The sequence below is a fragment of the Brakhagea slesvicensis genome, assembly GCF_052161625.1.
In the GTDB taxonomy this organism is placed as follows: Bacteria; Planctomycetota; Planctomycetia; order Pirellulales; family Pirellulaceae; genus JBKCUI01.
On sequence record NZ_CP197412.1, the window covers coordinates 3,367,088 to 3,380,615 of the forward strand.

11 protein-coding genes are annotated in these 13,528 nt (G+C 55.2%); 4 read left to right on the plus strand and 7 right to left on the minus strand.

Annotated features, from left to right (window positions below; all coding sequences use genetic code 11):
* The first annotated feature begins 267 nt into the window (after window positions 1–267).
* Window positions 268–645: a TraR/DksA family transcriptional regulator gene (locus SH467x_RS12745; RefSeq protein ID WP_482367492.1), complete on the plus strand. Its 378-nt coding sequence runs from the start codon at window positions 268–270 to the stop codon at window positions 643–645.
* A 10-nt stretch (window positions 646–655) separates the two neighbouring features.
* A complete protein-coding gene (locus tag SH467x_RS12750) occupies window positions 656–1,483 on the plus strand; it encodes a PhzF family phenazine biosynthesis protein (protein WP_482367493.1) in 828 nt (275 codons plus the stop codon).
* Between the two features lie 28 nt (window positions 1,484–1,511).
* Here SH467x_RS12750 and SH467x_RS12755 read toward each other — a convergent pair whose 3' ends face one another.
* Together SH467x_RS12755 and SH467x_RS12760 are read right to left on the minus strand one after the other, a co-directional pair.
* A complete protein-coding gene (locus SH467x_RS12755) occupies window positions 1,512–4,049 on the minus strand; it encodes a U32 family peptidase (RefSeq protein ID WP_482367494.1) in 2,538 nt (845 codons plus the stop codon).
* A 4-nt stretch (window positions 4,050–4,053) separates the two neighbouring features.
* The gene (locus SH467x_RS12760; protein WP_482367495.1) at window positions 4,054–4,980 is read right to left on the minus strand and encodes a DUF6263 family protein; all 927 of its coding nucleotides are present in this window, start codon (window positions 4,978–4,980) and stop codon (window positions 4,054–4,056) included.
* Between the two features lie 265 nt (window positions 4,981–5,245).
* On the opposite strand from SH467x_RS12760, the gene SH467x_RS12765 reads away from it, so the two are divergent.
* Window positions 5,246–5,848: a hypothetical protein gene (locus tag SH467x_RS12765; RefSeq protein ID WP_482367496.1), complete on the plus strand. Its 603-nt coding sequence runs from the start codon at window positions 5,246–5,248 to the stop codon at window positions 5,846–5,848.
* Window positions 5,849–5,857: 9 nt separating this feature from the next.
* Here the strand turns inward: SH467x_RS12765 and SH467x_RS12770 are convergent, their stop codons facing one another.
* From SH467x_RS12770 to SH467x_RS12790, 5 genes are all read right to left on the minus strand, one after another.
* Entirely contained in the window at window positions 5,858–8,224 is a 2,367-nt protein-coding gene (locus SH467x_RS12770; RefSeq protein WP_482367497.1) for a serine/threonine-protein kinase, read from the minus strand.
* A 7-nt stretch (window positions 8,225–8,231) separates the two neighbouring features.
* Window positions 8,232–8,747, minus strand: a complete 516-nt coding sequence (locus tag SH467x_RS12775) for an ECF-type sigma factor (RefSeq protein ID WP_482367498.1) — start codon at window positions 8,745–8,747, stop codon at window positions 8,232–8,234.
* 219 nt (window positions 8,748–8,966) lie between these two features.
* Window positions 8,967–9,857 carry a 4-hydroxy-tetrahydrodipicolinate synthase gene (dapA, locus tag SH467x_RS12780; RefSeq protein WP_482367499.1) on the minus strand — a complete coding sequence of 297 codons (891 nt, stop codon included), beginning with the start codon at window positions 9,855–9,857 and terminating at the stop codon, window positions 8,967–8,969.
* Window positions 9,858–9,973: 116 nt separating this feature from the next.
* Window positions 9,974–10,489 carry a Fur family transcriptional regulator gene (locus SH467x_RS12785; protein ID WP_146679985.1) on the minus strand — a complete coding sequence of 172 codons (516 nt, stop codon included), beginning with the start codon at window positions 10,487–10,489 and terminating at the stop codon, window positions 9,974–9,976.
* A gap of 156 nt (window positions 10,490–10,645) precedes the next feature.
* On the minus strand, window positions 10,646–11,584 hold the full coding sequence (locus tag SH467x_RS12790; protein ID WP_482367500.1) for a DUF72 domain-containing protein: 939 nt from the start codon (window positions 11,582–11,584) through the stop codon (window positions 10,646–10,648).
* A 181-nt stretch (window positions 11,585–11,765) separates the two neighbouring features.
* On the opposite strand from SH467x_RS12790, the gene SH467x_RS12795 reads away from it, so the two are divergent.
* Window positions 11,766–13,445: a hypothetical protein gene (locus SH467x_RS12795; protein WP_482367501.1), complete on the plus strand. Its 1,680-nt coding sequence runs from the start codon at window positions 11,766–11,768 to the stop codon at window positions 13,443–13,445.
* The last annotated feature ends 83 nt before the right edge of the window (window positions 13,446–13,528 follow it).

Consider the following 13,528-nt stretch of genomic DNA (forward strand, 5'->3'; position numbering starts at 1 on the left):
CACTGGGAATTCTAGTAAAAAGCGTCCAAAACCAGCGGAAGAGGTTTTTTTCGCAAGTCCTTTCTGTGAAGGGATTTAGGTCTTTTGAAGGCCAGGATTTTGCCAAATTGGGGGCAAGATTTGTGCCCGTAGAGCGAAATTCTGAACACTTTTCAAAATGCTTCGTACTATATTTTTACGACTTCCCTCCCCCCCGGGGGCTAATCATGGCTTGAAGCGACGAGGGGGGCTGGCCAATCGATCCTTTTTTTGCGGAGGACTAAAGCAATGTCTCGAAAGGAAGCGCTCAACAAATTGCGAGACGTATTGCTCTTGCGACGCGAAGCTCTCCGAAAAGCTCTCGATGGCGACTTGAGCATGCTCCAATCTCTTTCCCAAGATGGGGGAGATGTTATGGACGCGGCCATGGATACCGCCCAGGACGAGATCAGCAGTCAGTTGGTTGAAGTCGAAAGCCGCGAGCTGACGCAAATCGAAGAAGCGTTATCCCGGATTCGAGATGGCCACTATGGCGAGTGCGAGGCCTGTGAGAAGCCGATTCCATTGGCTCGGTTGCAGGCCGTCCCCTATGCTACGTCTTGCATCGATTGTGCGCGAAAGCAGGAGAAGTTCTCCCCTCGCTTGTACGGCGAACACTTGAGCTAGGCCGCGTGGCGTGTCGCAATTTCTCTACGTGGTCGACGCATTCGCGGATCGTCCCTTTCAAGGCAATCCAGCAGCGGTATGCATTCTGACTTCTCCGGCATCCGATGAGTGGATGCTGGCGGTTGCTCGCGAGATGAATTTGGCCGAAACCGCATTTGTATCGTCGCGTGCAGATGGCTTTGACTTAAGGTGGTTTACGCCGACAACGGAAGTCGATCTTTGTGGCCATGCTACTTTGGCAAGCGCATTCGTGTTGTGGCACATCGGTGAACTGGCGTCAGAAGTGGATGCCCGTTTCCATACCCGGAGCGGAATCCTCACATGCCAGCGAGCGGGTTCGATGGTGACGATGGATTTCCCTGCTACTCCGATTGCTGCGACGTCCATGGTCGATAAGGACCTTCGAAAATCCATCGAACGGGGACTTGGGTGCAACTCCAAGTTCATTGGATTCAACGGCACGGACTACTTGATAGAGTTATCGTCTGTCGAGCAAGTCAAACGGCTTGAACCCGATCTTTTTTCATTGCAGGGAATCGACTCCCGGGGCTTTATTGTGACATCAGGTTGCACCGAATCTAGCAATCATCCTGGGGCGGACTTTGTGTCTCGCTTTTTTGCCCCTCGAGTTGGTGTTCCTGAGGATCCTGTCACCGGCTCGGCTCACTGTACTTTGGGGCCCTATTGGAGCAAGAGGCTTGGAAAGTCGGAGCTGCGAGGCTATCAAGCCAGCGCACGCAGCGGCTGGGTGACTGTGCGTTGTCATGGAGACAGAGTCGAATTGGTGGGGCAAGCTGTCTTGATGAGTCGGGTTGAGCTTTACTCGGACCCACGCTGACGAAGGTGCGATGCACGCCGACTCGAAGTTATAAAATGGCGAGGGGATTGCGAGGCTGTTCAAGGGTGCCGCGTGTAACACCGACTCGATTGGTCGCTTTCAATCGCTTCCATACCTCGGCTCCATCCAGACTCCCGGCGAGGAGTCGTCGGTACAAGTCGAGGAGCTCCGCCACATCTTTTTTTGGCGCGTCGCGGAGCATCTCGATTCGGAAATGGCGAATGCCAAGTCGAATAAGAGTTGGCACCGCTTCCGCCCCGCTTTGGGCTTGGCCATTGAACAAGGTGTTTCGGCAACCGACGTCGGCATGCAGAACATGCTCAGCTCCAATGCGATCGCGCAGCTTCACATCATGTCGATCACAGGGGCGACCGCAATTGGTTTTGTTGGTTCCAGGTGAGAGGACCGTGCAGAAGACGCAGTGCTCCATATGGAACATTGGCATGTGTTGATGGATGACGACCTCAGCCCAATCGCTTGGTACAGCGGTGATGAGTTCGTGTAGTTGCTCGCGATTCAAGTCATAGGAAGCGGTGATACGCGATGCGCCTTGTGTTCGCAGCCACTGCGCAGTGAGTGGATTGGTGACATTCAGACTAAAATCGCAGACGGCGGGAATGCGGTGGTTCCGGGCAAACTGCAATGCTGCCAGATTGCGAACGAGCCATCCATCCGCATTTCTCTTTTCTAATGCGCGAAAGAGAGGGTATTCCCCGGGCTTTTGAATGCGAAGGGTTGCCAAGTAAATCGTCGCTTCCGCGCTGCGAGCTCGCACAACGGCTTGCTCGTATTCGCGAATGTCATGGAAATCGGCGTATACGAATTTCTGCCCTTCTTCGAGTACGGCGTCGAGTTGCTGAAGCGATCGTACGAGTACCCTCAGTTCGATCGTTTCCGACTCTCTTGGGCAGTTCTGCTGTTCCTGTTCGATTCGTTCGATCATGAGTGCCGCCACCCCGGGCGATGCAATGGTGCGCGGAGGGGTCGCGATCAGATCGCGTTCAAGGCATTGGACTAACTCCTTGCGCATTTCCCCCAAGACGCTGAGTGGTAGCATCGGAGTCCCCGTCAAGCGAGCATGGAAGTCCCCGATTTCGAACGGCGTCGTTCCCAGCCGACCTAGTTGTTCCCTGATGTTTTCTGGCGTCGTGGGATGCTTTCTGGCTTCCTCGGGTGCAAACGGGTGTTCGAAAACAATTCTGTGCACCGGTGATTTTTCGAGCCAAGCTTCAATGCGTGACGCTTTGCCAACGGCTACATCAATCGACAAACCAATTTTTTGTTTGCGGCGAGGGTGTTTCGTGTCGAAGGACGCTCGCAATCGTTTTGTCAATTGCGGAGAGTCGGTTTGCCATAGAGCGATCCCTTCTGCGAGGTTGGCGTCTTGGAGCAACCCTCGTTGGAAGGACAATTCCGCTCGGCCTTCCACAGGTCCATCGGCCAATTTGCCGTCGGCAAAGATCTGAAAGATTCGACCTCCCAATTCTTTACCCGAGATTCTGTCACCGTCGAATACGATACCGTCTCCTGCCATCAGTGGGACGTCGAGGTGAACGATCACGTTCTGGCCTCGCATTCGAAGGACGCGTCCAGCTTTAACCCCTTTTTTCGCACTGCTCAGTCCGGGAACAAGTCGTTTGTGGTTGCATCCTTCGAGCCAACCTGGGCTAAAGCCTCGGGAAAAGCTGAGTTCCATCTCTCGCTGACTTTCCGGTGACCATTTCACGTCGCGTCCCGCGATCGCTTCATCGATCGCGCGCCGGTAGTGACCGACAATATTCGCAACGTATTCGGGGGTCTTCAATCGCCCTTCGATTTTGAGCGAGCATACACCTGCATCGATCAGATCCGGGATATGGGCATAGCCGGCCAAGTCCTGGGGAGAAAGAAGATAGCGGTTGTCACCCAGATCGACCGGCTTGCCATCGCACAACAGGTCGTAGTGGAGCCGGCAGGCTTGGGCGCATTGCCCTCGATTCGCACTGCGTCCCCCCAGCGATTCGCTGGTCAAACACTGCCCGCTATAAGCGACGCAGAGGGCCCCATGCACGAACGTTTCGACAGGCATCTTGGTCGCAGACGTGATCTTGCGAATCTCTCGAATGCTTAGCTCTCGAGCCAGTACGACGCGTGAGATCCCAAGATCCTCGATGGCTGCGATGCTTTCGGCCGACACCATGGTCATCTGCGTGCTCGCATGGACGGATAGTTCGGGGCAGATCTCTCGAATCAATCGGACCACGCCGATATCCTGAACCAACACGGCATCGACACCCGCCTGGGCAATCATGGCGACGTGACGCTCGAGATGAGGGAGCTCGTCGGTAAAGACGAGGGTGTTCAAGGTAACATAGCCAACGAGACCGCGGCGGTGCAGCGTTTCCATCACGAGTGGCAACTCGTCCACATGAAAGTTGGCTGCCCTGGCTCTCGCATTGAAACCGACGTCCAATCCGAAATAGACAGCGTCAGCTCCGTTTTCAATCGCAGCGTGGATACATTCCCAGTTTCCTGCGGGAGCCAGCAGCTCGGGCGCTGGCCTTCCGATGGACTGATACTCTGCCATGGTGTTATGGTTTTTTGGGTGTGGGGAGAGGCCGGAAAGTCGTTTTCATTTTCTGAGCAAGCTTATTTTCAATGACTGGCTGATCGGGGATTTCGATTCGCATGGTCATCTTTTGATTCAGTTCGCTTGAATACACATACCCGCGTTCGTTATCGAACAGCAAGGTTCCTTCGATCTTCTGTTCTGGTATGGAGATCTTCGCTTTAAACGTGTTCTCTCCTGCAAAGTTCATCGTGGTCACGATGGAAAACTGATGCAATTTGTTTCGGTCGACGTTCGTGGTGCCGACATAGACGTACTGGTTGGTCGCTTCCAAGGTTCCGACTTCGGTTTTCGTTTTGTGTGTTTGGGTCCAGATATGGCCAGGTTTGATCGGTTCGTCGGGGAAGACAGGGGATCCCTTTTCGATGGAGTCCTTCAGGACGGACTCCATCGATGCTCCCATCGGGATGTTGCGAAATCCCTGCAGGGCTGCTTCTGGGATCTGGACCTGGGAGATCCTGCCGTTGGGACTCATCTGGTTCGAGCAAGCGACATCGATCATGGGGCGAAACATCTGGCCAATTTGCTTGGCAAAACCGGTTTCCTCTTCAGCCGGCTTCGCAGTGTCCATCTCCACATCCCCAGCTCCTGGAATATTCATCGAAAGCTTGGCATGCGTCAGGGTCGTCGCGACTTGGGCCGATTTGTCCTGTTGCACCGAGAGGACTTCCCAGCGTTGTTGCAAAGTCAGTTTTTGAGTGACCGGTGCTGACGAGTTGGGAATGCCTTGTTCGAGTTCTTGAACCACTTCGGAGAGGAGCTGGATACCTGGCTCTAGTTTCCAACGGAAAAGAGTCTCTTGGGAGAACACGAGCGAGGGAAGCACCAAGATTGCCAGCATCGCGCAGAGTTGAGAAAAACAGCGCAGGAGAAAGTGGCTTGATCGCATCGAACGGGAATCCTTGTTGCGGAAACAGACAGGGCGTCCGTTTAGTTTATGTCAAAGGCTCCAAAAGACCAAATGGTCAGAGGAGAGGGGGAGGGCATTCTCTTCGCGAACGATGGGGTTGGGGGTACACTGGGATCTCGGGCGGAGGAGTCGAACTGGGATTTTCAATAGGGATCTCAGATGGGGATCCGGGCAAAATCGCTTGGAATCCGTCTATCGGTCACTCTTTCCGTCATTCTTATCGCACACATTGAGGAAACACGAGATGCTCTCCGATACCGCGCAGGACCGAGACGTTTCCTGTGAAGTTCGATTTTTGGTTCGATGCGGTCGCAGTCCGGAGTTGTATTCCCTGTTCGCCGGCGCGGCCGCATTGGAGCGAGGGCATTGGGTGGTTTGTCGAACGGTGCGCGGGATCGAGTTAGGAGAGGTTCTCACGGAGATTAGGCAGAACCTCGGCGACGAACAGGTCCCCTGGGCGGATGCGAAGTGGATTCGCGGTGCGCGCGAGGAGGACCGATTTCTGCTTCGCCAGCTGGAGGAATTGAGTCAAGCGGCTTGTGTGGAATGCCAGCGTGTTCTGGATGCGAGGCACTCCGAGGATGTTCTGATCGACGTCGAGCCCTTGCTGGATGGAAAAACGCTTTACTTCCATTTCCTCGGAACCCCTTGCGAGGAGACTGAGTCGGTGATTGAAGAGCTTGCGGAGGCTTACCAAGAAAGTGTTGCCAAAAGTCGATTCGCGAAGCTTGTCGAAACCGGATGTGGCCCCGGGTGCGGTACGCCTGAAAAGAGCGGCTGTGGAACGGGTGGGGGATGCGCGGTATGCGCCCTTGCGGGTGGTTGCACGAGTACCAAAAAACGTTGAGTCATTCGACTAACTCGGCGTCGATTCCGTTTTGCCTTGCGAGACCCATGTTCGCATGGCATCACCCTGTTCTGACCACCAAGCCTCGCTTCCTCCGCGGTTCCAATAAAGCGATTTGCAGAGAGTGCGTATTTCTTCGCTCACAGCCCGAATGTTCTTGGGGCGACTTTCTGGCAAAGGAGACGCGCATGCGAGCAGGAGATCGATCAGCGATTGCAAGTCGGGGGATTCCAAAGAGCGTAAGAGCGAAGGGTTTTGGATCATTGCGACGAAGCCTTCTTTCGATACTCCCAGGGGTGGTATCTTTGCCGTCAGCATGTACATACCGAGGACTCCAAAAGAAAACGTGTCGATTTTGGGGTCCGCGCTCCAAGGGCTCTCCAAGCGTTCGGGGGCGATGAAGCCTGGAGTCCCCATGACCGCGCGCGTGGCGGTCACGTCGCGACTGATGGTTTCGCTGATACTCTTTGCTAGGCCAAAGTCGACGACCTTTACCAAATCTGCGACCGGAGCCTGGCAGATCATCACATTCTGAGGCTTGATATCTCGGTGGACCAGTTGAAGGTTGTGCGCTTCCTGGAGCGCTAGACTTACTTGCCAGAGGAAGTGCAACGTTCGTTCGATGGGGAGATTGGGTTCGAACGACAAGAGTTGGGAAAGAGTGACGCCATCGACCAGCTCCATGGCGCAGTAGAGTAGTCCATCGCGAGAGACGCCAAAGTCATAGATGGCCACCGCATTTTGGTGGTTTAGCAGGGAGGCGAGTTTCACTTCTCGTTCAAAACGGCGAACGGTTCCGGAGCTGATCGCGCCCGGCTTGATCAGTTTGATAGCTGCCTTTCGACCGAGAATGTGATGCTCTCCCTCGTAAACAACTCCGAGTCCCCCCTCTCCAATTTTCGATTTCAAGCGATAGGCTCCCACCGTTTTATTCGTCAGATCATGCGTGCGGAAATACCGAATGAGAGAGAAAACGACGAGCGCCAATGCGGCGATGAGTGGAATGGAGTACATGACTCGAAAGGCTTGATCGATATACACAAGATTGCCGTAGGCTCTCTCACGCGGTGTCTCCATGACAATCCCGATATCGGCTTTCTCGATCCACCGCCACGCACCTACGACGTTCTGGCCTCGGTAGTCGCGATATCCATCAAAACTGTGACCATCCTTTTGATTGGCGATGCCCATGGCCGCGAGCGTTGCAGGCCACACCGAAGAGTCGGTTGTTGGGGTTTCTCCATTCATCAAGTTCACGCCTGGGTCTCTCGCATAGAGAACCGGTCCCCCTCGGACGAACCCCGGTGGCGAAACATTCTGGAATGTCGCTACCAGTTCGGAATCGAGGACACGGGTCGCGATGCCACCTTCTTTTGTTAGGAGGTAGCAATTGCTATCGGAGAAGATCACATCTTCCAGGATTTCGCGAAGTTCGTCCAACAGAGAATCGCTTCGGATCATCATCGCGCCGATCGGACGCGAATTATCGGATGGGCTGAAGATAGGAACAAAGAACATCACATAGCTGAGGTTTGTCTCAATCGGATAATCTTTGCTGACGGTCTCTGCCTTGGGCCTTGGCATTTCGACATGTGTGGTGTTTGTGTCGAGCACCTTGCTAACGGTGATCTTGCCTGTGGACGAGGCCGACTCTCCCAGCTGTACAGACTCGTTTTGATATTGCCAGTCTGCAATCAATTGAAACGAACGGTTCCAAATGGCGAACTTCATTCGAGGGTTCGACCGCAGTGGGGGAAGGTCCTCTTCCTGCTTGAGCGAAAGATTGGGAGGAGTGAGTTGATTGAAGATCATCGATAATTTTCGCTGTTCGTCTGCATTGCGAAGCGCGGTTTCCAGTTCCGCTGGATCATCGATGGACTGCGCTAGGGAGTCGAGTCGCGCGACGAGTTCTTGGATGTCGTCTCGCATCGCCCACGACAGCACTTGTTGCTCATGCCAGCGAGTCCATTGCAATACGCGACGGACCTTTTGATCGGCAACCACCATCGCGGCGCGTTCGTATTCCGAACGCACTTTTTCATAAAGGCGTTTGTGGATATACCAACCGATCGCGAACAGAATCGCGGTGGAGGCAATGGCGACAACCAATGGGACCCAGCCGCCGTAAAGAAATCGATTGACGCGAATCCAGCTTACCGTGTAACTCCCACGAGTCGCGGTGGAAGCGTTTTGGGTCGATTCGTGGCTACTAATAATGGTCCGGCTCGAATGATTTGCCAGCAAGAGCGAAACCTCATCGGCGAGGCTCTTGTCTTCCAATTCGAGCGAGTGCAACTGGCGAGCTTGTTCCTCGGGGGATCGATCGACAAGATCGAAAAAGACTTTTTTGGCCTCGGCGTACTTTTTGGAGTCCATGAATCGGTTACCCTTCAAGCCGTTTTCGAAGCCATGCCCGACACATCCGCCATTCGTTCTCAATGGTTCGTGTGGAAAGGCCAAGGACTTCGGCAACTTCGGGAACCGTCATTCCGCCAAAGAATCGCATCTCGACGATCCTGGCTTGCCGACCATCGAGCTTTTGCAATTCCTCTATCAATTCATCGATGGCCAAGACATCTTGTTCGTTGGTAACCGACAGCTTGAGATCCTCATCGAACATGACGCGCACATATTCTCCACCTCGCTTGAGTCGTTTGCGCGATCGGGCATGGTCGACCAAGATCCGCCGCATCATGGTCGCTGCGAGAGCCAAAAAGTGCCCTCGGCTTTGGTATTGATCCCCGTCTTGTTTGGAAAGCTTGAGATACGCTTCGTGGACGAGCACGGTGGGGGAGAGTGTCACCGTCGAGGACTCCAGTTGCAGATAGCTAGCTGCTAACCGCTTCATTTGCTCGTAGGTTGTTGATGTGAGATCGTCCGCCCGGCGTGACTCGGTCATTCTCGGTTCCTCAAACGGGTGATGCGACGGTACTCCAATGATACCAAAGGATCATGGCATGTGGTTGGCATCAATTGTGAATTGTCGCAACATTATCGCCCTTTAAGGGAGGGCAGTCGCTCAGTGCTCGTTTGGGACGTTCGATCGTCGCGGCTCCATTCTTGCCGCGTGGTGTTGCCGCGGGGCTTGCACGGATGGCCAGGGTGGAGCCTCGGGGGGCTATAGGATGCCGTAATTCTTAAGAGTCTTTGCCAGCGCATCCCATTGGTTCGGTTCCAATTCGGTCATGGGGAGACGCAGTTCGCCGGTGTCTCGTCCCAACAGCTTCATCGCCCCCTTCACCGGAATGGGATTGGTGGCCAGCGAGAGCATGTCGCGGCATAGGGGGAATAGCTTGTGGTGAAGCGTCTTCGCGCGATCGAAATCTCCTGCCAAGGCCGCTTGGACCAAGGCGATCATATCCTTGGGAACGATGTTCCCTGCTACCGAAATGACTCCTTCGGCGCCGATGCTCATCATGGGCAATGTCAAGGAGTCGTCGCCGCTGAGGACGGTCAAGTTGGTTGTGTTAAGGATTTGCGAACACTGGTCCAGCGATCCGGTTGCTTCCTTTACCATCGTGATGTTAGGTAGTTCTGCCAGCTTCGCGATGGTTTCCGGCTCGATATTTTTCGCGGATCGTCCGGGGATGTTGTAAACGCAATGCTGGATGCCTATATCTTCCGCGATGGCTTTGAAATGCTCGTAGAAGCCTCGCTGCGTTGGCTTGTTGTAATAAGGAGCTACTTGTAGAGACGCATCGGCCCCTTCCTTCGCGGCTCGGCGCGTGAGTCGCAATGCTTCGGACGTGCAGTTGCTACCCGTGCCCGCCATCACTTTGCAGCGGCCGGCAGAAAGCTGGATGACTTCGCCGATCACCCGTTCGTGTTCGTCGTGGCTCAACGTCGGCGATTCGCCGGTCGTTCCGACGGGGACCAGGAAATTGGTGCCCGATGCAATTTGATATTCGATCTGTTGCTTGAGGGTCTCGACGTCGAGTTTGCCGTCGCGGAATGGTGTTACGATCGCTACGCCTACCCCAGCAAATGAACTCCCCTTCCGATCCGCCATCTTCAATCACTTTCCTTTTTGGGACCTACAAGCCATCAAAACGGCCACCAGTGTAAACCGCGCGCCCTACTTTCCCAAGCCTTCGGACCGTCGAAGTCGTCTACTTTGTGTGGGATTCAGACGCGGTCTTGCCGGCGGTCTCGCGATCTTTTCTTGGTGCACTCGTCGCAGACGCCATGGATAATGAACCGATGCTCTTTGGCACGAAAACGAAATTGCTTGGCGACTTCGTCCCGGATACGAAGGGTGTCTTCGCTGGTGAATTCAATCAGCTTCCGACACTTGGTGCAGTAGAGATGGTCGTGCTGCGGGTAGCCATAGTCGTGTTCGTAAACGCTCCGTCCGTCGAGTTCAAAACACTGCAGCAACCCCGCGTCCACAAACTCCCTCAATGTCCGGTACACGGTCGGACGGGAGACGTAATTGGCGCTCCCTTTGGAAGGGAGCTGGTCGATGAGCTGGTCTGCATCGAAATGCTCGTGGCGATTGAAGACCTGCTCCAGCAGATGCTTGCGCTGCTCGGTATTCCGAAGCCCCTTGCTCTGCAAATACTCTTCAAACCGCTGCAACGGTGTCATCGAAACCGGGACCGCTTCGAGCGGCTGTCCAACTGATGTGTTATCCGAAGACATGAGAATATTGACAGGCGGTGATGATAAAAAGATCGATGGACTCCCCGGCATTGGTGCCGATCCGCATCGAACATACCTTAGCCGCTCGGTCACGGAATCGGAAGGATCCAGGGAGTGAAACCTACTTAGTTATTCTATGCCAAGGCAAAGGGAGTGTCAGAACAACTCCAGTTGGGTGAGCCCCTCGGATTCTGGTTTTTCCAAGGCAGGCCAGGGGAGATCGGGATGCTCGGGGAGGAGTTGTCGCAATCGAAGATGAAAGTCCGATGCGAGGTCGGGGGCGAATCGATCATCGGGTGCATGGGTGAAGATCCAGGGCTGCAGGCCTTGCCGAATCCAGTCCGCGACACGATGTGCCCACTCATCCCAATAGTCGGCAACTTCATCCCGTTCGTTGCGACCAATTAGGCGTACCATCGGCCGTTTGCCCGTTACCGTCGCGCGAAAGGGACTTTTCGGCTTGCGACTTTGAGATGCGTGCTCGGTCGCATCGGATGGAGCGAGCGAGTTGAGGGGGCGGGAATCGAAAAGGACTTGATCGATGTTCCTCTCCGTGAGAAGCGTCTGCAATCGTTCCTCGTATTCCCCTTCATCAAACCAGTCACGATGACGGACCTCGAGCGCCCAAGCCCATTCGAGAGGAAGCTGGTCGATAAAACGCTGGAGGCGTTCGAAATGTTGAAAGGAGAAAGACGGGCCAAGTTGAAGGAAGGTAGGTCCCAGCTTGTCGGCTTCGCGGAGCAAATTCAATCGGTCCATCCACTCTCGCAACAAGTCGTCGCACCCATGCAGCATGCGATCATGAGAAATGCTGCGAGGGAATTTCAGCGAGAACTGGAAGCCGGGAGCGGCTTGATCGCGCCATCTTCGAAAGGTTGCGGCATCGGGGACCGAGTAGAACGTGCTATTCCCCTCTACGGCGGGAAAGGAATGCGTGTACCAAGTGAGAAGATGCTCGCTAGCAATACCTTTCGGGTAGACTTTGCCCCCCCAGTCTTTGCATCCCCAAACCGGGCAACCCAAACGGTACGACCAACTGTCCCAGCCTGGAATCCGAGTGGGAATTCGATCTTTTCCTAAATTCGGTTTGCCCATTGTTGTGCTATTGCGAAAGGTATATCCGCTACAACCGGAACACGCTTCGGTGAAATCGATTCGAGTTGCGAATTTGCTATCATCTTTTGATTGACCCAAGCCGGGGGTATGGCATCAGATTAGTGCGAGTGGCCAAGTCGGTTGCTCTCATCATCCTATCATCCTAGTCCAGGACCTCTTCATGCGCATGCATTTATCCAGCTGGATCGCTATGAGCTGCCTCTCGTTTGCAACGATGGCGCAGTCTGCTCACGCAGGGCCTTGGATGGACGCGATTCTGAACCGCCATCGGCCTGCCTACCCGATCGGTCCCGTACCTGTCACCGCGAATTACGCGTCCGTGGTTGCTAATTACGGTCCCTATGCGACGCAGCCACCATCTGCCACCGGATTGGCGTCCGTCCCCTTCGGAGTTCCGCAGACCGTCGCTGGCTATTTGCCAACAGCTACATACGATACGGCTTGGAATGCAACGCCGGTAACTTACTATCGTCCGGTCACCAGCTTTGACCCAAGAACAGGAACGACCGTTACCAGCCTTCAGCCTTGCACTTCGGTGCAGTATCAAGCTCAGCGCGTTCCATTGGCCTCGCCCCGACCGTTGCTGGGGGAAGTCGGTTTGCAGTCGAACCGATGGCCTGGAATCACTGGGCCCGGTTATTACCCAGCGGGTTTGACAACCGGCGCGTCGTATGCGCCGCCGTATGCCCAACCGTATGCAGCACAGTACGGGGGCTATCAGCAGATTCCTTACTCCGGGGCACCTGTTGGGAGCGCTTCCTTGGGTACCTCTGGGGTGTCGATGGGAATGCCTGCCAGCTCGTTACCCGCGACGACCTATCAACCCTCCATGGTTCAGCCCGTTACGGCTCTGATGCCTGCGGCGGTGGTGTCCAATGTGCCGACCGTTTCTTATCCGTCGAACACAAGTTATCCGGCTGCGGGCACCTATCCGCTGGGAACGACCATTTCGAGTTCTTACCCGACCGTTTCACCATCCTCAATTGGATATGGTGCTTCGGTGCTTCCACCTGTTTCGACCGTCGTTCCGGCAGCGGCCAACGTTCCTGCTTACGCGAGCCCCGCGACCAGTTCGTATTATGCGCCTGCCGCGAATAACCAAAGTCCGTGTGCTAATGGCGTTTGCCCTGTGCCCGGCTCGGCGGCCTCGACGGTCCCCGCGCCCAGCTACAGCAGCCCATCCCTATCGGGGGCGGCGCCTAACATCCCAGGTGCAGCATCGGTGACTCCCTACGGAGCACCTACGTACAGCGCTCCGACAGGAATCGGATCCGGTGCGGTGGTCCCTTCCACTTCCGCTCCATCGTATCCATCGTATCCGACGAATCCTCCCAGCGCCTTGCCTCCCGCCAGCGGGCTTCCAGGTTCCAGTATTCTTCCTCCGTCTGGCCTACCATCGGGGGACCCGGAAGCGACGCGTCAACCCAGTTTGAACGGCTCGGCTTCCGTACAGCGACCTGCAACCGAACTTTCTCCGACCCTCAACCAGCTCTCGGGTGGGATGCTCCCTCGCAATCCATCCCAGCAGCCGGAAAGTTGGATCGATCAAGCCCTCATGAATCGAGAGCCTGTTCCGGTTCCTTCCACGTTGAGACCGACCACCAACTCGGATCCTGCTCAGGCGAGGATCGTTCCGTTGGAGTCACCCGCGGGAATCGATGCGAAGCCCCGTTGGAATCCGAATTTGCTCGATTCGGACGATCCCGTGGCTGCCAACGAAGCGTCGGGGCGAACGGAACGAGCTCGGCCGGTACAAGTCGATAGTTCTCGGCTCAAGTTCATCTCGAACGAACGTGTTTCGGATGGATTCCAACCCACTTTCCGTCCCAAGCGGAACTAGAGGGCTTGTCCGCGGACGCTTTTCGACGAGAGCTCTGGAGACCTGGGGCAAAATAAAAGGAAGGGCGCATCTGGGATTGTGAC